Genomic DNA, 22,472 nt, shown 5'->3' on the forward strand with positions numbered 1-22,472 from the left:
CACGAGCGGTGCGGGGCCCGTCCGTGTCCCGGAGACGCCTCGGCGACCTGCTCGGCGGGTGTCTCTACGAGACCTCCACGCTGCGACCTCTCGGGCGTCCCGGTGCGGCCCGGGGTACGTCCTATGCTCTTGACCCGTGACCTCTCGTAGCTGTCTCTCGTCCGGCACGACAGCAAGGACCTCCGCGTGCACGGTCCTCGTCGCGTCGTCGCGTCGGCGGCACGTGGTCGCTCGGGCGCACGCTGACGCCGTGGACTCCCGCCTCGGCCGCGCCTGCCCCAGGTCGCGACCGGTCGATGGCATCATCGTCACCATGTCCGTCTCGCGTCCGGACGCGCTCCGGGTCCGTCGGCCTCCGCTGCCCGACGACGTCGCCCACGTGGGTGGTTGAGCCCATGTCTCACGACGAGTCCCCCTCCGGACGGACCAGGCCTCCCAGCTTCACCCCGCAGACGGGTCGTGCGGGACGCCCTCCCAGCGCGAGCGATGCCATCGCGGTCGGTTCCGACGGCTCGGGACGCCCCTCGAACCGCCCTGTCGAGCCGATCTCCCCCGATGTCCCGCTCTCGGCCGAGCCTCGGATCAAGCGCCAGTCGTCGCGGACCGCTGCCGCTCCCCCGTCCCGCCCGGGAACTCCGCCGCCGGCCCCTCCGGCCCGGCCCGTCGGTGCCACGGAGAACGGCCGTGCCCGCGCCGCGGGCTCCCGGTCGCAGACGGCGGCCGAGAGCTCCGCACCGTCGTCGTTCCCCCCGGCACGAGGGAGGCCGGCTCGACCGCAGGGGTCCCCCGCGCGTCCTACGACCGGTACGCCCGGGCAGCAGAGGAGCGGGACCGCCGCACCTCGCTCGGGTACGTCGCCCTCGCGCCCTGCTGCGGCACGTCAGGGCGGAGCAGGAACGACGGCGCGAGGTGCAGGACCTTCGGCGCGCCCCGGTTCGTCCACGGGTGCCCGTCCGCCGTCGAACCGCCCGCCGGGCGCTGTCGGTGCCCCCCGCGGGCGCCGACGCAGGCGACGTGTCGTCGCGATGGTGGGGGTCCTCGCGCTGGTGCTGCTCGTCGCCTGGCCCGTCGGGCTGCTCGTGTGGGCCAACGGCAAGATCCAGCACGTCGACGCACTCTCGGGTGCGGCAGGGACCCCGGGCACCACGTACCTCCTCGCTGGTTCCGACGCGCGTGGCGGCGACGGCATCGCCGAGGACGGTACCGAAGGGGCCCGCACGGACACCATCATGATCCTGCACAAGCCGACGAGCGGGCCGGCGGCCCTCATCAGCCTGCCGCGGGACACGTTCGTCGAGGTTCCCGGCAAGGGCCCCGCCAAGCTCAACGCCGCGTACTCGTGGGGTGGCGCCCCGCTCCTCGTCCAGACGGTCGAGGGCCTGACCGGGTTGACGGTGGACCACTTCGTCGAGATCGGTCTGGGCGGGGTGACGAACGTCGTCAACGCCGTCGGTGGCGTCGAGCTGTGCCTCGACTACGACGTCAACGACCCCAACAGCGCGCTCTACTGGGCCGCCGGATGCCACGAGGTCGACGGCACGACGGCCCTCGCCTTCGCCCGCATGCGCTACTCGGACCCGAAGGGCGACATCGGCCGAGGTGAGCGTCAGCGGCAGGTCATCGCCGCGGTGAGCCAGAAAGCCGTGGACGCGAGCCTGCTGGTGAGGCCCGGGGACCAGGTCTCGCTGCTCGGCGCCGGAATCGGTGCGCTCGAGGTCGACGAGAAGACCGGCGTGCTCGATCTCGGCAGGCTCGCCCTGGCGTTCCGCGCGGCCAACGGCCCCGACGGCATCACAGGTACCCCACCCATCTCCAACCCGGACTACCGTCCCGGCGGCGTCGGGTCGACCGTGCAGCTCGACCCCGACCTGAGCCCGCCCTTCTGGACCGGCATCCGCGACGGCAAGCTGCCCGCAGGCATCGTGGGCGGCCTTCCCCAGCCCTAGTCGTCTGAGCGGTCGTCGCCCTGGCGGCAACGCGAAGGGCCCACGCCGCTACCTGGCGTGGGCCCTTCGCGCTGTGCAGGAGAGCTACGCCCCGAAGCCCGTCCGGCGCTCGCCCGCGACCGAGGCGCGCAGCGCGGCCCCCTTGGCGTGGGCCTGCTCGCTCAGCCCCTCCTGGAACGCGACCATCTGCTCGCGCAGGCGGGTGGCGTCGTCGTCCACGCCCGAGGCGAGGATGCGCGCGGCCAGCAGGCCCGCGTTGCGCGCGCCCCCGATCGAGACGGTCGCGACGGGGACGCCCGCGGGCATCTGCACGATCGACAGGAGCGAGTCCATGCCGTCGAGGTAGCGCAGCGGCACGGGCACGCCGATGACCGGCAGCGGCGTGACGGCCGCGAGCATGCCGGGCAGGTGGGCCGCTCCCCCGGCGCCCGCGATGATGACGCGGATCCCGCGGCCGGCGGCCTCGCGGCCGTAGTCGATCATCTCGGTGGGCATGCGGTGGGCCGAGACGACGTCGACCTCGATGGCCACGCCGAACTCGCGCAGCGCGTTCGCGGCCTCCTGCATCACGGGCCAGTCGGAGTCGGATCCCATCACGATCCCGACCACGGGGGTGCTGGTCACTGGGGTGCTCTCCGTCATGTCTCAGGCCTTCGTCTCGTCGGTGGTGCGGGTCTCGGGGAGGGGTTCGCCGCGCAGCAGCGCGGCGGCGCCCAGTGCACGACGGCGGACCTCGCCCAGGTCCTGGCCGCTCACGTTCACGTGGGCGAGCTTGCGGCCCGGGCGCACGTCCTTGCCGTACAGGTTGACGCGCGCGTCGGGGAAGGCACCCAGGACGTCGGGCAGGGCGTCGGTGAGCGCGGGGAGGCTCGACCCGAGCACGTTGGCCATGACGGTCCACGAGGCCGTGGGCGAGGTGTCGCCGAGCGGCAGGTCGAGGACGGCGCGCAGGTGCTGCTCGAACTGGCTCGTGACCGAGCCGTCGATGGTCCAGTGGCCGGAGTTGTGCGGGCGCATCGCGAGCTCGTTGACCAGGACACGGCGGGCGGGGCGACCATCCGCCGAGCCGACGGCGCCGTCAGTGCCGTCAGCGACCTCGAACATCTCGACCGCGAGCACGCCGGTCACGTCGAGCCCCTCGGCGATCGCGACGGCCACCTGGCGCGCCTCCTCGGCCTCGTCGACGGTCAGGTCGGGGGCCGGGGCGATGACCTCGGAGCACACGCCGTCGCGCTGGATCGACTCGACCACGGGCCAGGTGCGGACCTCGCCGCTCGGTCGCCGCGCGACCAGGACCGCGAGCTCGCGCGTGAACGGGACCTTCTCCTCGACGAGGAGCTGCGGGCCACCTGCGGCCGCGGCGGCGAGCCAGTCCGCGGCTTCGTCGGCCGAGGACACGACCCGCACGCCCTTGCCGTCGTAACCGCCGCGCGACGTCTTGACGACGGCCTGGCCGCCGACCTCGGCAAGGAACGCGGCGAGCGTCGCGTGCCCCTGCTCCGGGTCGACGGGCAGCGGGGCCCAGCGCGGGCACGGGGCGCCGAGCTCGGTGAGTCGTCGTCGCATCACGATCTTGTCCTGCGCCTGGACCAGGGCGTGCGGTGCGGGCCGCACGGGGGTGCCGTGCTCGATGAGGTCGGCGAGCAGGTCGTTGGGGACGTGCTCGTGCTCGAACGTGAGGACGTCGGCCGGGGCCCTGCCGTCCGCCGGTGCGATGAGGTCGCGGATCGCGCCCTCGTCGGTGGCCGCTCCCACCGGGGCGTCGGTCACCACCTGGGCCGCCGACGTCCCGGGAGCCTCGACGAGCACCCGCAGGTGCACCCCGAGCTCACCGGCCGCAGGGGCCATCATGCGGGCGAGCTGCCCGCCTCCGACAACGGCGATCACTGGTGCTGACACGTGTACCGAGGGTAGTCGCTCGACCGCCCCTCGGCCGACCCGTCCCACCGGGCGGTTGCTCCTGGCAATCTTTCCCAGGTCCGCGGCGTACCCTGCCGACCATGTCCAGCCAGGTCGACGAGCTCTCGCTCGCCCCCGTCCGGGTGCCCGTCCCCACCGGGACCGCAGCGCGCCCGACGTCCGGCGCCGCCGCGCGCCGGACGCGCGTCGTCGCGCGGCTGGCCGAGCTGGGCCGGTTCAGCTTCGTGGGGACCGTCGCGTTCTTCGTGGACCTCGGCCTGTTCAACCTGCTGCGCTTCGGCCCCTGGGACGCGCTGAGCGCGAGCCCGCTCGAGGCCAAGGCGATCGCCGTGAGCGTCGCGACGGTCGTGTCGTGGCTGGGCAGCCGCTACTGGACCTTCTCCGACCGCCGCACGAGCCGACACGGCCGCGAGCTGCTGACCTTCCTGCTGGTCAACGCCGCGGGCATGGCCATCTCGCTCGGCGTGCTCGCGTTCACGACGAGCGTCCTGGGTCTGACGTCACCGCTCGCGGAGAACGTCGCGGCGAACGGAGTCGGCCTCGCGCTGGCGAACGTGTTCCGCTACGTCGCCTATCGACGCGTCGTGTTCACGGGCTCGTCACCGGCGGGTGGCGTGCAGCTGGCGCGCCCGGCCGACGAGAACGGTCCGGTCGACACCGGGGCCCGCACGAGCCTCTCCGACGATCTCGCCGGCAACCCGGCCGACAAGGACTAGCCCTCGTCGCCCTGTCCGCGCCTCCTGCGCCGTCTGCGCACGCCGGACGCCGAGATCGTGGTCCCGGTCGGGAGCACGAGCCGCGGGTCGAGGGTGCGGGGAACGCCCGCGAGGAAGAGCGCGAAGATCGGTGGGCGACGCTGGGCCAGCTCGAGCCGCCCACCGTCGGCCGCCGCCAGGTCGCGGGCGAGAGCGAGGCCGAGCCCCGTCCCGGCGCCCGAGGTCGCACCACGTTCGAAGACGCGCGAGGCCATCTCGTCCGAGACCCCGTCCCCCTCGTCCCCGACCTCGATCGCGACGGCGCCGCTGGTCCCGCTGGGACGAGCGCGCACGGTCGTGGTGCCCGCCCCGTGCTTGAGCGAGTTCTCGATGAGCGTGGCGAGCACCTGGGCGAGCGCACCGGGCGTCGCCAGGACCTGATAGCCCTCCGGCACGTCGACCACGAGCCGGCGTCCTGCCTTGGCGAACGTGGGGACCCACTCCTCCTCCTGCTGACGCACGACCTCGATGAGGCGCACGGCCTCGGTCGTGCCGCCCTGCGCGCGACGGGACTGGGTCAGCAGGTCGTCGACGACGGTGACGAGGCGCTCGACCTGCTCGAGCGAGATGCGCGCCTCCTCCTGGATCGCCGGGTCGTCCGAGGCCATCGAGATCTCCTCGAGGCGCATGCTCAGCGCGGTCAACGGGGTCCGGAGCTGGTGCGAGGCGTCGGACGCGAACTGACGCTCGGCGGCCAGGCGCCCGGCGAGGCGGTCCGAGCTGCGTGCGAGCTCGGCGGCCACGAGGTCGATCTCCTCGACCCCGGAGAGCTCGAGGCGGGGCCGGACCTGGCCGGAGCCGAGCTGCTCGGCCGAGGCCGCGAGGTACACGAGCGGCGCCGACAGCCGGTTGGCCTGCCACACGGCCATGGCGATACCTGCGGCGAAGGCGACCACGGAGGCCGCCACGACCAGCAGGACGATCTGCGCCGCCTTCCAGTAGCTCTCCGCGAACGACGTGGTCAGTGCCACGGTCGCGTTCTGGTCGGTCCGGTCGGCGGCCTCGTTGACCCGTCCCGAGATGACCTCGCCGGCGGTCATCTGCTCGCCGTCGGGCAGGTTCACGAAGACGTACGCGGGCAGCTCTCCCGGGCGTCCCTCGGACGCGTTGTCCAGGACCGACTGCGGGATCGGCTCGTTCTGCGAGAGCCGGGCGTCGATGTTCCGGGCGAGGGTGTCCACCCGCCCCTGGAGCTGGGCCTTCTCGTTGGCGAGCACGAACTGCGCCCCCAGGAAGGCCAGGGGGAACCCCAGGAGCAGGACGGCGACGGCGACGGCCGCGACCGTCGCCTGCAGCACGCGTCGACGCACGCCCTTCTCCTTCGCTCAGCCCTGTCGGCTGATCAGCCCTCGCCGGTCTCGAAACGGAAGCCGAGCCCTCGGACCGTCGAGACGTAGCGCGGCGAGTTGGCGTCGTCGCCGAGCTTGCGACGCAGCCAGGACACGTGCATGTCCAGCGTCTTGGTGGAGCCCACGGGCTCCGAGCCCCACACGTCCCGCATGAGGGTGTCACGCACGACGACGGAGCCCGCGCTCGCGATGAGCACGCGCAGGAGCTCGAACTCCTTGGTCGTCAGGTGCAGCTCCCGGTCGCCCTGGAACGCGCGGTGGGCGGCGACGTCGATGCGGACGTCCTGCGCGACCAGCTCCTCCTCGTCGGTGGTGTCACCGTGGGTGCGCCGCAGGAGCGCCCGCACGCGGGCGAGGAGCTCGGCCAGGCGGAAGGGCTTGGTCACGTAGTCGTCGGCGCCGGCGTCGAGACCGACGACGAGGTCGACCTCGTCGGCGCGGGCCGTCAGGACCAGGACCGGCGTGGTCAGGCCGTTGTTGCGGATCTCACGTGCGACGTCCAGGCCGTCCATGTCCGGGAGGCCCAGGTCGAGCACGACGATGTCGACACCGTTCGCGGCGTCGATCGCTCCTTGACCAGTTCCTTGCACGACCACGTTGTAACCCTCACGCGTCAGCGCACGCGCCAAAGGTTCGGCAATCGCCGGGTCGTCCTCCGCTAGCAGTACGTGGGTCATTCGATCATGCTAGGGCATTCGCAGAACTTTGGCGTTATCCGGCAGGCGTTGTGGGACACCCATGACACACCTGATGGACGCCGATGGCCGGGGCGTTCTGCTCTGCCCGGGTCTGCCCGGTTGCACCCGGTAGCGCCCGCCATGCGCACGCCGTCGGGACGTCATGGGAGGCCGCTCCCACGACCCGTCGTGACCGTTGCCCGACCGGGCGCGTCGTCACCGTCGGCCGCGCTCTCGTGCCCGGATCATGCCCCGGTCGTGCCGGGGCGCGCCCCTGGTCCGCCCACGGGTGGACTCCTCCGACGACGGGCCGCACCTAGGCTGGCAGGCATGGGTTGGTACGAGAACATGGGCAAGTGGTGGGAGCGGCACCGGTTCGGTGTCGACCTGACCACGACGCTCGTCGTCGCGCTCGCCTTCGTCCCTGCCGCCTGGGCGCTCGGGACGTCCGCCACGGGCGGTTCGACGCTGTCGACGCTGTTCACGATCGGCATGATCGCCCCGCTGCCGTGGCGCCGGGTCCGTCCCGTGGCGTCGGCGGTCACCGTCTACGCGGTCGCGCTGCTCCACCTGCTGGTCGGGATCCCCTTTCTCCCGGCCGACTTCCTCCTGCTGATCGCCCTCTTCTCGGTCACGGTCTACGGCCCCCGCTGGGCGCACCGCACCGCGATGATCTCCTCGGCCGCCGGCTCCCTCGTGCTCGGGCTGTCGCTCGCGATGCAGGCGAGCGGCCCGGGCGAGGCGGCCGGGATCCTCGTGTTCACCACGATGTTCACGACCATGATGTTCCTCGCGGTCTGGGCGTTCGGGCTCGTGCGCCGGTCGCGGCGCGAGACCATCAACGCACTGGTCGACCGCGCTGAGCGCCTCGAGGTCGAGCGCGACCAGCAGGCGCAGATCGCGACGGCTGCCGAACGCTCCCGCATCGCCCGCGAGATGCACGACATCGTCGCCCACTCGCTCTCGGTCATCATCGCCCAGGCCGACGGCGGCCGGTACGCCGGGGCAGCCGACCCGGCCGCGGCCACGCGCGCGCTGACGACGGTCTCGGAGACGGGGCGCGCCGCGCTGGCCGACATGCGCCGGCTCCTCGGGGTCCTGCGCACCGACGACCGCGACGCCGTGACGTCCGCCGCCCAGCTCACGCACGCCCCCGGCCTCAACAACCGACCCCGGCCGCTCCCGCACGGGCTCCCGGCGGGCCCGTCCGGACCGTCCGGGTCCTCCGCCGGCCCTCCCACCACGGGCCCCCTGCCCGTCACGGGCGCGACCCGTCGCGTGGAGCTCAACCCGCAGCCCGACTCGGCCGACCTCGAGACCCTCGTGGTGCAGGTGCGGGACAGCGGCATGCGGGTCTCGCTGGTCCGCATGGGCACGCCGCGCGCCCTGCCCCCGGGCGCGGGCCTGACGGTGTACCGGGTGTGCCAGGAGGCGCTGACGAACATCCTCAAGCACGCCGGCCCCGACCCGACCGTCACGGTGGTCGTGACCTGGGGCGTCGACACGCTCCAGCTCGCGGTCGACGACGACGGGCGGGGCGCGTCCGCGGACGGTTCGCACGCCCCCGGCTACGGCCTGCTCGGCATGCGCGAGCGCGCCGTGATCTTCGGCGGCTCCGTCACGACGGGTCCACGTCCCGGGGGCGGCTTCCGCGTCCGGTTCACCATGCCCATCCCCCGGCTCGACGGCGCCGCGCCCCCGGTCCCGCCGGTCCCCGGGCCGCCCTCCACACCGCCCGGCCCGACGGCGGGTCCCGGCCCGGTCCTCCCGCCACCGGCCCCGCCGTCGGGCAGGATGGGACCGCGCAGCGCACCCGCACCCGCACCCGCACCCGCACCCGACGATCGTCAGGATCCATGACCTCCACCTTCTTCACGCCCGACCTGCCCGAGCGCGCCCCGATCCGGGTCGCGCTCGTCGACGACCAGCAGCTCGTGCGGGCCGGCTTCAGGATGGTGATCGACTCGCAGCCCGACCTGCAGGTCACGGTCGAGGCCGGCGACGGGCTCCAGGCACTGCGCCTGCTCGCGGACCACCCCGTCGACGTCGTGCTCATGGACGTGCGCATGCCGCACCTCGACGGGCTGGCCGCGACGGCGCAGCTCACGGCCGCGGCCGCGGACGGGCAGCACGTGCCCCGTGTCATCGTGCTCACGACGTTCGACCTCGACGAGTACGTCCTCGAGGCCATCCGGTCGGGAGCCAGCGGCTTCCTCCTCAAGGACGCGCCCCCCGAGGAGATGCTCGCGGCGATCCGTACCGTGCACTCGGGCGACGCCGTGATCGCCCCGTCCTCGACCCGCCGGCTCCTGGAGCACCTCGTCGTGGCGCTGCCCGCCGAGCAGCTCGTCGACACCGGCGCCCAGCAGCAGGTCTCCTCGCTCACCGAGCGTGAGCGCGAGGTGCTCGTGCTCATGGCGAGAGGCAGGTCGAACACCGAGATCGCGGGCGACCTGTTCGTCGCCGAGGCCACGGTCAAGACGCACGTCGGGCGCATCCTCGCCAAGCTCGAGGCACGCGACCGCGTGCAGGCAGTGGTGACCGCCTACGAGACGGGACTGGTGCGCCCGGGGGCGTGACGCCGTCGGGCACCTGGCGCACCACCACGCCCCCGGCGGGGCTCCCGACGCGTCCCCGCTCGACGCGCGGCGTACCCGTCCGACCAGGCACGTACGACCACGGGATGACTCCTCCCACGACCAGGACCAGCCCCTCGCCGGACGCGGCGGGCACGTCCCCGCTCCTAGTGTCGTCATCAGGTGGGAACGAGGGCCTCCGCCCTCCCCCGCACCCTCTCGGCCCCGACGCCGGACGCACCACGCGCCCCGCCGCGGGACCGGACCTACCGACGACGACCTCCCTGGAGCAGACGTGGACACCACCGTGTACCAGCCCATCCCCGGCACCGCCGCCTCACCGGGCACGCCCGCCGTGCGCGCCCGGTCCCTGACCAAGCTGTACGGGAAGGGCGAGGCGACCGTGCGCGCGCTCGACGGCGTCGACGTGGACTTCGAGAAGGGTGCGTTCACCGCGATCATGGGCCCCTCGGGCTCGGGCAAGTCCACGCTCATGCACCTCCTCGCCGGGCTCGACACCGCCTCGAGCGGCCAGGGGTTCATCGGCGACACCGAGATCACCGCGCTGGGCGACAACGAGCTGACCAGGCTCCGCCGCGACCGCGTCGGCTTCGTCTTCCAGTCGTTCAACCTGCTGCCCATGTTCACGGCCGAGCAGAACATCACGCTCCCGATCGAGCTGGCGGGCCGCAAGGTCGACGCCGAGACCAAGGAGTGGCTCGCGACGCTCGTCCAGACCCTGGGCCTGGGCGCACGCCTCACGCACCGCCCCAGCGAGCTCTCGGGCGGCCAGCAGCAGCGGGTGGCCATCGCCCGCGCGCTCATCGCCAAGCCCGAGGTCGTCTTCGCCGACGAGCCCACGGGCAACCTCGACTCGCGCTCGGGCGCCGAGGTCCTGAGCTTCCTGCGCCGCTCCGTCCGCGAGCTCGGCCGCACCATCATCATGGTCACGCACGACCCCACGGCCGCCGCCTACGCCGACCGCGTCATCCTCATCGCCGACGGCCGGATCGCAGGAGACATCGACGACCCGACCCCCGAGTCCGTCCTCGCCGGGCTCGACGCGCTGCGCACGCTCGAGAGCGACCCTGCGGACGGTCTCACCGGCACCACGACGGCGGTGCGCGCCTGATGGTCCGGCTCACCCTGGCGCAGATGCGCCGCAGCATCGGACGGCTCAGCGCCGCCGGCATCGCGATCCTCATCGGGACCGCCTTCCTCACCGCGACCCTGCTCGCGGGGAACATCATCAACCGCGTCACGACCGACTCGATCGCCGCGCAGTTCGCCGACTCCGACCTCGTCGTCTCGAACGGTCCCGGCATCGACGCGGCAGGGCTCGAGGACATCCGCGGGACCGAGGGCGTCGAGGCCGCCGACCCACAGGTCCTGCGCGCCTTCGAGCTCGTCTCGGGGGGCAAGCGCACCTACCAGGTCGTCGTCCCCGCCGCCTCGGACCCGCGCTTCGAGGCCCAGGAACTCGTCGAGGGCGCGATGCCCGCCCGCTCGGGCGAGATCGCCCTGCCGTCCGACGTCGCCGAGCGGCTCGGGCTCGGGCTCGGCGACCCCGTGACGGTCGTGCGCTCGGTGTGGACGCCCGGCGCCGAGGACGCCGCGGCCGGGACGGGCACGACGACCGACGAAGGTGCACCGTCCGAGGAAGCCGTCGCGCCCGAGGAGACCGCACCCGCCGACGCTACGGCTGACGGGCCCGGCGAGTCCGCGCCCGGCGAGTCGCCTGCCGGCAGCTTCGTCGACACGAACGAGAAGCTGACCCTCGTCGGGACCCTCGACGACCCGATGGGCGCCTACGCCCAGGTGGGCGGCGCGGGCGTCCTGTCGACCGACGACCTGACCACCTGGGAGGCCGACAGCTACGCCCCGGGCGAGGACACGGCCGCGTACAACGCGGTGCTGGTCGCCCTGGCGCCCGGTGCCGACCTCGAGGCCGCCCGGTCGTCGATCACGAGCTCGCTCGGGGGCGACGCCAAGGTCTGGACGAGCGCCGAGTACGCCAAGGAGCAGGCCGCCCAGATGACGGGCGGCGAGGACGTCTTCACCTACGTGATCCTCACGTTCGCGGCGATCGCGCTGCTGGTCGCGGCCCTGGTCATCGCGAACACCTTCCAGGTGCTCGTGGCCCAGCGCACCCGGACGCTCGCGCTCCTGCGCTGCGTCGGCGCCGACCGCAAGCAGCTGTCCCGCTCGGTCCTGCTCGAAGCCGTCATCCTCGGCCTGGTCGCCTCGGTCGCCGGCATCCTCTTCGGCATCGGGCTCGTCCAGCTCGCGCTGACCGTCGCGGGCACCATGGACCTCGGCATCCCGCTGCCGTCCGTCGTCCAGGTGACCGCCGTCGCGGTCCTCGTCCCCCTGCTCGTCGGGACCGTCGTGACCCTCGTCGCGTCGTTCTCCCCCGCGCGCGCCGCGACCCGGGTCGCCCCGCTCGCCGCCCTGCGCCCCTCCGACGCGCCGACCCTCACGTCGGGGGCGGGACGCGTCCGCCTCGCGATCTCCTCCATCCTCGTCGTCGGCGGTGCGGGCCTCCTGGTCCTGGGGGTCCTGCTGGGACAGCAGGGCAGCGCGCAGGCAGGCCTGCTCGCCGCGACCGCAGGAGGCGCGGCCTCGTTCGTGGGCGTCCTCGTGGGGGCGATCTTCTGGCTCCCCAAGGTCGTGAGCCTCGTGGGCAAGGTCCTGACGGGATCGGGCAGCACGGCCAAGCTCGCCGCTGCGAACACGCTGCGCAACCCGCGCCGCACGGCCGCGACGAGCACCGCGCTCCTCATCGGCGTGACGCTCGTGGCCATGATGTCGACCGGGGCCGTGAGCGCCCGGATGAGCATGAACGACGAGCTCGACGGGCGCTACCCCGTGGACGTCTCGCTCGCGACCGACGGCTACGACGAGTTCGGCGGCAACCAGCCCGTCGCGCTCCCGCAGTCCACGATCGGCACGGCCGAGAAGGTCGACGGCGTCGAGTCCGTCGTCCCCCTGACCGCGACGTCCGTCACGGTCGACCTCGACGGGAGCGACATCACGTTCCTCGCCCGCGGCGTCGACCCCGAGGCGGCGGGCACGCTCGTACGCGACAAGGAGGCGGTCGAGGGCCTGGCCCCTGGCACGGTCGTCGTCCCGGCGGGGGTCGCCAAGGACTGGGGCATCTCGTCGGGCGACCAGCTCGTGCTGACCGCAGCCCCGCTCCCCGACGACGCGGACCCCCAAGGCACCCCCGCGACCCTCGAGGCGCTCGTGACCCCGATGGGTGGTCGCGCCCTGCTCGTCACGCCGCAGACGCTCGAGGGCGTCGCGACCGGGACACCCGTCACGAGCGCGTGGGTCGGGCTGGCCGACGTCAACGACGCGGCGTCCGTGGTGCCCGCCCTCCAGGACGCGCTCGCGGAGTCCGACCTCCCGATCGACGTCACGGGGGCCGCGGTCGAGCGTGCGATGTACCAGAAGGTCGTCGACACCATCCTCGGCGTCATCGTCGGTCTCCTCGCGGTCGCGGTCGTCATCGCCCTCATCGGCGTCGCGAACACGCTCTCGCTCTCGGTCATCGAGCGCCGTCGTGAGTCCGCGACCCTGCGAGCCATCGGCCTGAGCCGGTCCCAGCTGCGGTGGATGCTCGCGATCGAGGGCATGCTCATCGCGGGGGTCGGTGCGGTGCTCGGCATCCTGCTGGGCATCCTGTACGGCTGGGCCGGTGCCTCCGCAGCCCTGGCCGTCATGGGCGACGTGACCCTCGCCGTGCCGTGGCGCGACGTCGCCCTGGTCATGGTCGTGGCGCTCGTCGCCGGGCTGCTCGCCTCGGTGATCCCGGGACGATCGGCAGCCCGTACGTCGCCCGTGGAGGCGCTCGCGGTCGACTGACCCCGCGCCTCGTGGAAGCACGCCCGACGGCGCGCCTGTGGACGATCTCCTCGTCCACAGGCGCGCCGTCCGCGTGTGCGGGGAGCGCTGTGCGACCGCGAGGATCGTCGGGTGCTCATCACCCTCCATCCGGGCGTCGACCTGGACGTGGCCCCGGGTTCGCGTCTCGGAGACCTCCGCCCGGACCTCGCGCGCGTCGCGTGCCGCCCCGAGGTCGCGACCGCCCCGCTCGAGGTCGACGGGGTCCTGCTCGGTGACGACCACCGGGTCGGGACGCGACCTCTCCTGCCTGGTGCGACGCTCCGAGCGACCGTCGGCGGGACGCACGGCCGGGAGGGCCGACCTGCTCGCGCGCACCAGCCCGCGAGCGCCGCCACCGTGGACCCGGACGTCGCCGCGCTGCGTGCCCCCTGGCACGTCGCGGTGCTCACGGGACCCGACTGCGGAGGCCTGCTGCCGCTGGAGCCCGGCTCCCCGCTCGTCCTGACTCATGGGAACGGTCCGTCGGTCGTCGTGACGCTGCGTGCGTCCCGCCGCCCAGGCCTGCGGACCCCGGGTGCGCCGGGTCCCGCGGCAGGGGCGGGGGCCGGGGCGGAGGCCCGGGTGCGGCTTCGGGTCGGGCGCGACCCGGGCAGCGCGCCGGGGCGCGCCACCGTCCAGGACGGCACGGAGCCGTCCGTCCAGGTCCACCGGCGGTCCCCCGACGGCAGGCAGCGACGCGTACGGCGCGGGGCCGCCCGACGCTGGCGCCCGGGTCACGTCCTGCGGGTGGGCGCCGCGACGTACGACCTGCGCCCCCGTCCCGACCTCGACGAGTGGGACGTCGCGAGCGGGCTCGCCCACCCGGCCCGGCCCGTGCCGCGCGGACTCCTCGACCCGGCGTCGCTCACGATGGCGATCACCCCGGCCGTCGGGTCGCTCGCGCTCGCGGCGGGCACGCGCCAGCCCTTGTTCGCTCTCCTCGCGCTGGTGGGCCCGCTCACGCTCCTGGTTCCCCTGCTGGCCCGACGGCGTCGCACCGCCGCGCGCGGACCGCGAGGCCCGGGAGGGGATCCCGGCGTGCCACACGGGTCGGCCCCCGGGAGGGCGGGCGCCGACCCGGTGCGCTCCCCGGAGGGGGCCGGGGCGGCAGGACGTCGCCCGTCAAACCCGCCGTCGTCGCAGCACGAGCGCGCACCTGTCCCGGGCGCCGTGCTCGACCGCTCCCGCTACCCGGGTCCGCACCCGGCCGACCTCATGACCGCAGCCTTCGCCGCCCATCACGCGACCGAGGCCCGTCCCCCGGCCACGTCGGTCGCGAACGCGCAGCCCCTGGGTGGGCCCGCACCCCGGGCCGTCGTCCCGAGCGCCCAGGGTGCCCGCCTGCCCGACGGCTGCGTGGCCGTCGTCGGCCCCCGGGGTGCCCGGCTGGCGGCCGCCCGCACCTTGCTCCTCGCCCAGGTCGCCTCGGGGGCCGAGGTCGATGCCGTGCACCCGGACGACCTGGCGTCGGACTGGTCCTGGCTGCGCTGGCTGCCCGGCGCCCGCCGGAGCGACCTCGTGACGCGCGCTCCCCAGGACGGGGGCGGGAGCCGCCCGCGGCCGGTCCGGGTCGTCGTGGTGGACGTCCCCCCGGGGCCCGGTACCGGGAGCCGGGGCGCGACGTCCGATCGCCTGGCCGAGGCCGTCGAGACATGGTGGGCACGACGGACGGGAACCGAGCGGCTGATCCTTCTCGCCGCCGACCGTCGGTCGGTCCCGGCCTGGTGCCGCACGCTCCTCGACACGGCCCGGCACACCTGGCACCTGGCCGACGGCACGGTCGAGCCCGCCCCGGAGGTCGGGGTCGGGGTCGACCGGGCCGAGCGGTACGCGCGCCACGTCGCCGCCGCGGCACGCCTCGGCCGTTGGCCCGCCGGTTCCGAGCCCGCTGGACCTGTCGACCCCACGGATCCTGCCCACCCCGACCTCGCCCCGAGCGTCTCGCTCGCCGGGCTCCTGCACGTACCGTCCCCCCACGAGCCCGGCGCGTGGCCCGCCTGGGTCACCGGCCGGTGGTCGCCCCCCGCGGCTCGCCCCCGCCAGGGCCTCGCCGTCCCGATCGGCACCGACGCGCAGGGCAGGACCGTCCAGGTCGACCTGGTCCGCGACGGACCGCACGCCCTGGTCGCCGGGACCACGGGGGCGGGCAAGTCCGAGCTGCTCCAGTCCCTCGTGCTGGCGCTGGCCCTCACGCACAGCCCGCGCGACCTCGCGTTCGCGCTCGTCGACTTCAAGGGCGGGGCGGGCTTCGGCGCCTGCGGAGGACTGCCGCACGTCGTCGGGCAGGTCACGGACCTCGAACCGGGGCTCGCCGGACGAGCGCTGACCGGTCTGCGCGCCGAGCTGCGCCGACGTGAGCACGCGCTCGCGGAGGCCGGCGTGTCCGACGTCGACGACCTGCCCCACGGGACGCTTCCCCGGCTCGTCGTGGTGATCGACGAGTTCCGGGCCCTTGCCGACGACCTCCCCGACTTCCTCCCCGGGCTCCTGCGTCTCGCGTCGCAGGGCCGGTCGCTCGGGGTGCACCTCGTCCTGGCCACGCAGCGCCCCGCCGGGGCCGTGACGGCAGACATGCGCGCGAACATCTCCCTGCGGCTGGCGCTCCGGCAGCTCGACCCGGGCGACTCGCGGGACGTGATCGACTCACCTCACGCCGCACTCATCCCGACCGGTCTCCCCGGGCGGGCGGTCCTGCGACGCGGGAACGGGCCGCCGCTGGCCCTCCAGTGCGCGCACGCGGGGACGGCGGCTCCACCTGCCGACGTCGGGGTGCGAGCCGCCGGGCGATGGGGGACGCCCCGGGACACGGCCCTCGCCCGTGTCGGTCCCGCGTCCGACCCCGTGACCGACCTGGTCGCGGCCGCGGTCGCCGCGGCGGACGCCGCCCGCATCCCGGCCCATGCGCCGCCGTGGCTCCCCGCCCTCCCCGCTCGCGTGACGCCGTCGGACCTGAGGGGCGTGCTCCTCGAGGGCGCCGCGCCGGACAGCCTGCCCCTGGCCCTGGCCGACCTGCCGGACCAGCAGCAGCGCGGCCTGGTCTCCTGGCTGCCCCAGGACGGGCACCTCGCGGTCGTCGGGCGCCCACGCTCCGGGCGGTCGACGGCCCTGCGCGCGCTCGCGGTCTCCGCCCTCGACCGTGGCTGGGACGTCCACGCCGTCGGCGCTCCGACGCTCACGGACGGGCTCACGCAGCACCCACGGTGCGGGACCGTGGTGGCGCGGCACGACGCACGACGGGTCGCGCGCCTCGTCGACCTCCTGCTCAGCGACGCACGGGGCCGCCCGACCCTCGTGCTGCTCGACGACGTGGAGGACCTGCGTGCATCCCTCGGCCGCCTCGCGTCGGGGGCGGGGGCCGACCAGCTCGGTCGGCTGCTCGCCGAGGGACCGGCAGCGGGCGTGCACGTCGCGCTCGCGGGCGGATCCCCGGGCCTGGCGGGACTGTCCCAGCGCGTGGGGCCCCGCCTCGTGCTGGCCTCGGCCGCCGTGCCCGACGACGTCGCGCACGGTGTCCCGTCACGGCTCGCGGGGCGCGGTGGTCGCCCCGGACGGGCGGTGTGGCTCGGGACGGGCGAGGCCGTCGAGTGCCAGGTGGTCGTCGACGCGGCGCCCGGCGGCGCAGCCGGGGTCACCCGCGATCCCGACGGTGGGACGGGGCGCGACGGGCCGGTGCGGCTGCTCCCGCTGCCCAGGTACGTGGCCGAGGCCGACCTCGCAGTCGTCGAGGTGGCCGGTCACGCCGTCGGTGCCGGCACAGCAGCCCCCCGCTCCCCGGTCCTCCCGCCCGGACGCCTGGTCGTGGGACGCGGAGGCGACCACGCGGGCCCCGTCCACCTGGACGTCGAGCGCGGCGCCCTCGTCGTGGGTCCTCCTGGCAGCGGACGCAGCAGCGCCCTGCTGGTCCTTGCGCGCCAGGCTCACGCCACGGGGAGGCTGCGGGCCGTCGTCTCGCCCGACGCACGGTTCGAGGACCTCGTCCGGGGCGGTGCGCGCGACCTGCACGTGGTCACCGGGCGGTCATCGGCCGAGGTGCGGAAGGTTCTCGGTGTGCTGTCGGGGACCGCGCTCGTGGCGGGCGACGTGGTGGTCCTCGACGACCTGGACCTGCTGGTCCACGCGTTCCCCCTCGAGGCGGACGTCCTCATCGGCCTGGTGCGGGACGGCGTCACCGTCCTCGCGTCGGCCTCGACCGCGGCTGCCGCGACGGCTCACCGGGGGCCCGTCGCCGAGCTGAGGGGAGCGCGCAACGGCCTCGTCCTGGCGCCCGAGGAACGGGGCAGCAGCGAGGTCTTCGGGAGGCCCCTGGGCTGGTCGGTCGACCCCGAGGTCGCACCGGCCGGGCGGGCGGTCGCGATCCGCGGCAACGAGCTGGTGCCCGTCCAGGTCGCCTCGCCCGGGGCGGTCGCGGCCGCTTCGGAGGCCGGGCAGGTCGAGGCGCCTCGTGCCGAGGGGCGGCTGCGACCGGGTTCAGCCGTCGGTGCGGACCGCGTCACGGGTCGTCGCGACGACGACCGGGCGCAGCATGAGACCCACGAGCACTACCAGGGCGAGCGCCATGGTCCCGATCCCGCCGGGCGTGACCTGGTACTGGAGCCAGCTGAAGGCGACCACGACCTGGAGGAGCTGCCACGTGGCCACGGGTGACCGCGCCCACCGCTGGCCGCGGAGCAGGCCACGAGCGCTGGCCCCGAGGACGACGGCGACCCCGAGACAGAACACGGCGAGGAAGATCGAGACCCCGGCCGAGAACGAGCCGCCCGAGAGAAGCTCGGCGAGGACGACCACCGCGGCGGCCGCGAGGGCAAGCACCTCGAGGACGATCCCGGCGACCACGACCCACAGCGCGGGCGGTCTCGCCCCTGCGGGCAGCGTCGCCGACGGGCCCTTCCCCTCCTCGGGGGGCTCGGGGGATGATTGATTCGGGGTGCTCACAGGTGCCACGACAACCCAGCGTACGCGTGACCTGCACCTTCACCGAAGTGTGACCAAGACCTCACGGTTCACCCCGAAGAAACTTTCCGGTAACCCCTTGTGCTGGGCTTCACGAGATGTGAACCTAGTTCAAGCATCAATTACCCCCCACCTGAGCCCGAAGCCCATTGTGGACGTGCGTCCGACACATTCACAAAGTGGCCTTGCTCGCCATGCCAAGGAGACCTCACATGGACTGGCGCCACCGCGCAGCCTGCCTGGAAGAAGACCCTGAGCTGTTCTTCCCGATCGGGAACACCGGCCCCGCCCTCCTGCAGATCGAAGAGGCGAAGGCCGTCTGCCGCCGCTGCGACGTGGTCGACACGTGCCTCAAGTGGGCACTCGAGTCCGGTCAGGACGCGGGCGTCTGGGGCGGCCTGTCGGAGGACGAGCGCCGCGCTCTCAAGCGCCGCACCGCTCGCGCCCGTCGCGCCGGCTGAGCTTCACATACTTTTCTCATAAAGGGCCGTCACCTGCTGGTGACGGCCCTTTATGTTGCCCACGGAAGAGAATTGTCGACCCGTCCGATCCTCCCCGTGAGGCCGACCGTCAACCCTGTCGCGAGCCCGCGCCGTCGCGCAGCACGAGCTCCAGGACCACCTGGGTCCCACCCCCTGGACGGGTGGACCACTCGATCGTCCCACCCAGCTCGTTCGTGACGAGCGTCGCGACGATCTGCGAGCCCAGACCGCTCTTCTTGGCCTTGACGGTGGGCTCGGCCCCCGGCAGCGGCATGCCGACGCCGTCGTCCGCGACCACGATCCGCAGTGCCGACCCGCTGCGCCGCGCGTCGATCTCGACCGTCCCGTCCTTGCGGCCCGCGAGCCCGTGCTCGACCGCGTTCGTCACGAGCTCGGTCAGGACGAGCGCGAGCGGGGTCGCGTCCTCGGCCGGGACCAGCCCGAAGCTCCCCGTCTGCACCGTGCGGACCTTGGTGTCGGCCGAGGCGACGTCGGCGGCAAGGCGCAGGGCCCGCCCGCCCATGTCGTCGAACTCGACCTCCTCGTCGAGCGTCTGGGACAGGCTCTCGTGCACCAGCGCGATGGTCGCGACGCGGCGCATGGCCTCCTCGAGCGCCGCCCGCGCCTCCGGCACGTCCATGCGCCGTGCCTGCAGGCGCAGCAGCGCGGCGACCGTCTGCAGGTTGTTCTTGACCCGGTGGTGGATCTCGCGGATCGTCGCGTCCTTGGTGATGAGCTCGCGCTCGCGGCGACGCAGCTCGGAGACGTCGCGGCAGAGCAGCACCGCACCGATGCGCTGCCCCGACTCGGTGAGCGGCAGGGCGCGCAGCGACAGCGCCACCCCACGGGCCTCGATGTCGGTGCGCCACGGCGCACGCCCCATGACCACGAGAGGCAGGGACTCGTCGACCGGGGTCTGGTGCTCGATGAGGTCGGTCGTGACCTCGATGAGCGAGCGCCCCACGAGCGGACCGATCACTCCGAGACGGTGGAAGCAGCTCAGGGCGTTGGGGCTCGCGTAGAGCACCTCCCCCTCGGAGTTGAGCCGGATCAGCCCGTCGCCCACACGCGGGGCGCCCCGGCGGGGGCCGGTCGCCGCGTTGGGCGCGGGGAACTCACCGCGGGAGATCATCGCGATGAGGTCGTCGGCGGCCTCGACGTAGTTCAGCTCGAGCCGGCTGGGCGTGCGTCCGCTGCCGAGGTTCGTCTGCCGGGCCACGACGGCGATCGCGCGCCCGTTGTGCACGACCGGGATGGCTTCCTCACGCACGGCGTAGGCCCCGAACCAGCGGGGCTCACGGGACCGCTGGGAGCGGGCCTCCGACAGGGCGCGCTCGAGCTGGGGTCGCTGACCGTCGGGGGCCATCGAGCCGACGATGTCGTCGTAGTGCACGGTGGCCCCTGTGCTCGGCCGGCACTGGGACACCGCGACGAAGTTCCCGTCGCCCGTGGGCAGCCACAGGACGAGGTCCGCGAACGCCAGGTCGGAGATGACCTGCCAGTCCCCGACGAGGAGGTGCAGCCACTCGTTGTCGGCAGGCGACAGCTCGGCATGGCGGGAGATCAAGTCACTCATGGCAGACACGGGCTCCAGCGTACGCATGCACCGGCGCCTTCACGGGATCGACGCCCTTCCTTGGGTAGAGTCGGTCTCCCCGGCGCACCCTGCGCGCCGGTCAGCACGTCCCGAGGAGACCCTGTGCACCTGAGCGTCGATCTGCACTACCCCGCCGGCCTGGAGGACGTCACGCGGATGCTCGCGAGCGAGGCGTTCGTCCGGTGGCGCGCGCAGCGCACAGGCGGTCCGCAGAGCCTCGTGGACCTCGCGGACGTGACAGGGTCGCTCGACGAGGGCTTCTCCGTCGTCGTCCGGCGCACGCTGCCCACGGACCAGATCCCCGGTCACCTGCGCGCGTTCGTCGGGAGCGCGCTCGAGATCCGTCAGGCCGAGGTCTGGGAGCCCGTGGTGGACGGTTCCCGTCGGGGCACGGTCTCGCTCGAGATCACGGGAGCCCCCGTCCGGATGACGGGCACGGTCTCGCTCGTGGCCCTGCCCGACGGCGGCACGCGCCAGTCGTACGAGGGCGAGCTCAAGGCGACGGTCCCGCTCTTCGCGGCGGCCGTCGAGGAGGCCGCCGCGGGTGCCGTCCGGGCGACGCTCGCGTCCGAGGAGCAGGCCGGCGTGGAGTGGCTCACGGCCCCCTGACGAGCCCTGCCTCGCGCCTGCGCGACGGTCCGCGAGGCCCACCAGAGCGCGCCACGAATCCCATACGCGCGGTCGGTAACCGATAACGATTCGAGCACAGGATGCGACGGCGCAACGCTGTGACCTGCATGGACACTCCCGTGGGAGCGTTTCCACGACGTGCGGTCACCTTCCGAGGTTGACATCCCGAGAAGCGACGAGCCACCATCGTGGCACTTCGTGGGAGCGCTACCACTCGAAGGAGCATGGGAGCGCTGCCACGCCGATCATCGACAAGGGAGTCACCGTGCTGAGCAGCACTCGTTCGACCCGCACCCGCACAGCAGCAGCCGCCGTCGCGGGGGTTGCGGCCCTCACCCTCACCCTGACCGCCTGCTCCTCGGGCTCCGGCTCGTCGGACGAGGGCAGCGGCTCGTCCGACGGCGAGAAGATCACCCTCACCGTCGCGACGTTCAACGACTTCGGCTACACCGACGAGATGCTGAAGTCCTACACCGACGCCCACCCGAACGTCACGGTCAAGCAGACCAAGGCCGCGAAGTCGGAGGACGCCCGCACCAACCTGACGACCAAGCTCGCCGCCGGCGGCGACGGGCTGGCCGACATCGAGGCCATCGAGGTCGACTGGCTCCCCGAGCTCATGCAGTACCCCGACCTGTTCACCGACCTCACGGACCCCGAGCTCGCGGACCGCTGGGTCGAGTGGAAGTCGCAGCAGGCCACCACCCCCGACGGCAAGCTCATCGGGTACGGCACCGACATCGGCCCCGAGGCCATCTGCTACCGCTCCGACCTGTTCGCCGCAGCCGGGCTGCCGACGGACCGCGCGGCGGTCGCCGAGCTCCTCGGCGGCGCCGACGCCACCTGGGACGACTACTTCGCCGTGGGCAAGCAGTACAACACCGCGACGGGCAAGGCCTGGTTCGACAGCGGCATGGCCACCTACCAGGGCATGGTCAACCAGCTCGACAACGCCTACGAGAACTCGGACGGCACGCCCAAGGACCTCGCGACCAACTCCGACATCCAGGGCCTGTACGAGTCCGTGCTGACCGCGTCCGTGACGGACAACCTGTCCGCCCACCTCGAGCAGTGGTCTGGTGACTGGGACGCCGCGTTCCAGAACGACGGCTTCGCGACCATGCTCTGCCCCGCGTGGATGACCGGCCCGATCGAGGAGCGCTCGGGCGGCGTCACCGGCTGGGACGTCGCCGACGTCTTCCCCGGTGGCGGTGGCAACTGGGGAGGCTCGTTCCTCACGGTGCCCGCCTCCGGCAAGAACGCCGACGCCGCCAAGGAGCTCGCAGCCTGGCTGACCGACCCCGCCCAGCAGACCGCCGCGTTCGAGTCGGCCGGCACGTTCCCCTCGCAGATCGAGGCGCAGGACTCCGAGGCCGTCCAGGCCTTCACGAACGAGTTCTTCAACGCCGCGCCGGTCGGCGCGATCTTCGTCGCCCGCGCCAACGCGATCGAGGGCGCGCCGTTCAAGGGTGCGAACTACTTCGCGATCCACCAGACCGTCCAGGACGCCATCAAGCGCACCGACGTCGAGAAGACCGACGACGCCAAGGCGTCGTGGGACAAGGCCGTCCAGTCCTTCAAGGACCTGGGCCTGAGCTGATCCGGCGCGCGGGGTGACCCCCTCGGGAGGTCACCCCCCCCGGCCCCCGCCCCCCCCCCCCCCCGGGCACGCGGACCCCCGCGCCCCCCCACACACAAGAGA

Annotated in this window: 15 protein-coding genes; 10 read left to right on the top strand and 5 right to left on the bottom strand. The window is 73.7% G+C overall.

Annotation, left to right across the window (positions count from 1 at the left end; all coding sequences use genetic code 11):
* The first annotated feature begins 1,025 nt into the window (after positions 1–1,025).
* Complete coding sequence (locus tag ACFRCR_RS05645; RefSeq protein WP_377676063.1) at positions 1,026–1,946, top strand: LCP family protein; 921 nt, start codon at positions 1,026–1,028, stop codon at positions 1,944–1,946.
* An 84-nt stretch (positions 1,947–2,030) separates the two neighbouring features.
* Here the strand turns inward: ACFRCR_RS05645 and purE are convergent, their stop codons facing one another.
* On the bottom strand, positions 2,031–2,588 hold the full coding sequence (purE, locus tag ACFRCR_RS05650; protein WP_377676064.1) for a 5-(carboxyamino)imidazole ribonucleotide mutase: 558 nt from the start codon (positions 2,586–2,588) through the stop codon (positions 2,031–2,033).
* A gap of 3 nt (positions 2,589–2,591) precedes the next feature.
* Positions 2,592–3,845 carry a 5-(carboxyamino)imidazole ribonucleotide synthase gene (locus tag ACFRCR_RS05655; protein ID WP_377676065.1) on the bottom strand — a complete coding sequence of 418 codons (1,254 nt, stop codon included), beginning with the start codon at positions 3,843–3,845 and terminating at the stop codon, positions 2,592–2,594.
* Positions 3,846–3,946: 101 nt separating this feature from the next.
* Between ACFRCR_RS05655 and ACFRCR_RS05660 the strand changes: the two genes are divergently transcribed.
* Positions 3,947–4,582, top strand: a complete 636-nt coding sequence (locus tag ACFRCR_RS05660) for a GtrA family protein (protein WP_377676066.1) — start codon at positions 3,947–3,949, stop codon at positions 4,580–4,582.
* On the opposite strand, the gene ACFRCR_RS05665 is transcribed toward ACFRCR_RS05660, so the two are convergent.
* The gene (locus ACFRCR_RS05665; RefSeq protein ID WP_377676067.1) at positions 4,579–5,931 is read right to left on the bottom strand and encodes an ATP-binding protein; all 1,353 of its coding nucleotides are present in this window, start codon (positions 5,929–5,931) and stop codon (positions 4,579–4,581) included. The genes ACFRCR_RS05660 and ACFRCR_RS05665 overlap by 4 nt on opposite strands.
* A gap of 32 nt (positions 5,932–5,963) precedes the next feature.
* On the bottom strand, positions 5,964–6,647 hold the full coding sequence (locus tag ACFRCR_RS05670; protein ID WP_377676068.1) for a response regulator transcription factor: 684 nt from the start codon (positions 6,645–6,647) through the stop codon (positions 5,964–5,966).
* Positions 6,648–6,977: 330 nt separating this feature from the next.
* Between ACFRCR_RS05670 and ACFRCR_RS05675 the strand changes: the two genes are divergently transcribed.
* The 6 genes from ACFRCR_RS05675 to ACFRCR_RS05700 all read left to right on the top strand — a co-directional run bounded on the left by ACFRCR_RS05675 (position 6,978) and on the right by ACFRCR_RS05700 (position 18,522).
* Positions 6,978–8,507 (top strand): sensor histidine kinase, encoded by a 1,530-nt coding sequence (locus ACFRCR_RS05675; RefSeq protein WP_377676069.1) that lies wholly within the window; start codon positions 6,978–6,980, stop codon positions 8,505–8,507.
* A complete protein-coding gene (locus tag ACFRCR_RS05680) occupies positions 8,504–9,226 on the top strand; it encodes a response regulator transcription factor (RefSeq protein ID WP_138823351.1) in 723 nt (240 codons plus the stop codon). The genes ACFRCR_RS05675 and ACFRCR_RS05680 overlap by 4 nt, the downstream gene beginning before the upstream one ends.
* Positions 9,227–9,518: 292 nt before the next feature.
* Positions 9,519–10,355 (top strand): ABC transporter ATP-binding protein, encoded by an 837-nt coding sequence (locus ACFRCR_RS05685; RefSeq protein ID WP_191794190.1) that lies wholly within the window; start codon positions 9,519–9,521, stop codon positions 10,353–10,355.
* 23 nt (positions 10,356–10,378) lie between these two features.
* On the top strand, positions 10,379–13,090 hold the full coding sequence (locus tag ACFRCR_RS05690) for an ABC transporter permease (protein ID WP_377676070.1): 2,712 nt from the start codon (positions 10,379–10,381) through the stop codon (positions 13,088–13,090).
* A gap of 111 nt (positions 13,091–13,201) precedes the next feature.
* Positions 13,202–17,755, top strand: a complete 4,554-nt coding sequence (locus ACFRCR_RS05695) for an FtsK/SpoIIIE domain-containing protein (protein WP_377676071.1) — start codon at positions 13,202–13,204, stop codon at positions 17,753–17,755.
* Positions 17,756–18,273: 518 nt separating this feature from the next.
* A complete protein-coding gene (locus tag ACFRCR_RS05700) occupies positions 18,274–18,522 on the top strand; it encodes a WhiB family transcriptional regulator (RefSeq protein WP_030150075.1) in 249 nt (82 codons plus the stop codon).
* Between the two features lie 109 nt (positions 18,523–18,631).
* Here ACFRCR_RS05700 and ACFRCR_RS05705 read toward each other — a convergent pair whose 3' ends face one another.
* A complete protein-coding gene (locus ACFRCR_RS05705) occupies positions 18,632–20,119 on the bottom strand; it encodes a sensor histidine kinase (protein WP_377676072.1) in 1,488 nt (495 codons plus the stop codon).
* A 123-nt stretch (positions 20,120–20,242) separates the two neighbouring features.
* On the opposite strand from ACFRCR_RS05705, the gene ACFRCR_RS05710 reads away from it, so the two are divergent.
* Together ACFRCR_RS05710 and ACFRCR_RS05715 are read left to right on the top strand one after the other, a co-directional pair.
* On the top strand, positions 20,243–20,749 hold the full coding sequence (locus ACFRCR_RS05710; protein WP_377676073.1) for a DUF2505 domain-containing protein: 507 nt from the start codon (positions 20,243–20,245) through the stop codon (positions 20,747–20,749).
* Between the two features lie 286 nt (positions 20,750–21,035).
* Positions 21,036–22,370: an ABC transporter substrate-binding protein gene (locus tag ACFRCR_RS05715; protein ID WP_377676074.1), complete on the top strand. Its 1,335-nt coding sequence runs from the start codon at positions 21,036–21,038 to the stop codon at positions 22,368–22,370.
* Positions 22,371–22,472 lie beyond the last annotated feature (102 nt).

It is taken from the genome of Oerskovia sp. NPDC056781 (genome assembly GCF_042789955.1).
GTDB classification, from domain to species: Bacteria; Actinomycetota; Actinomycetes; order Actinomycetales; family Cellulomonadaceae; genus Oerskovia; species Oerskovia rustica.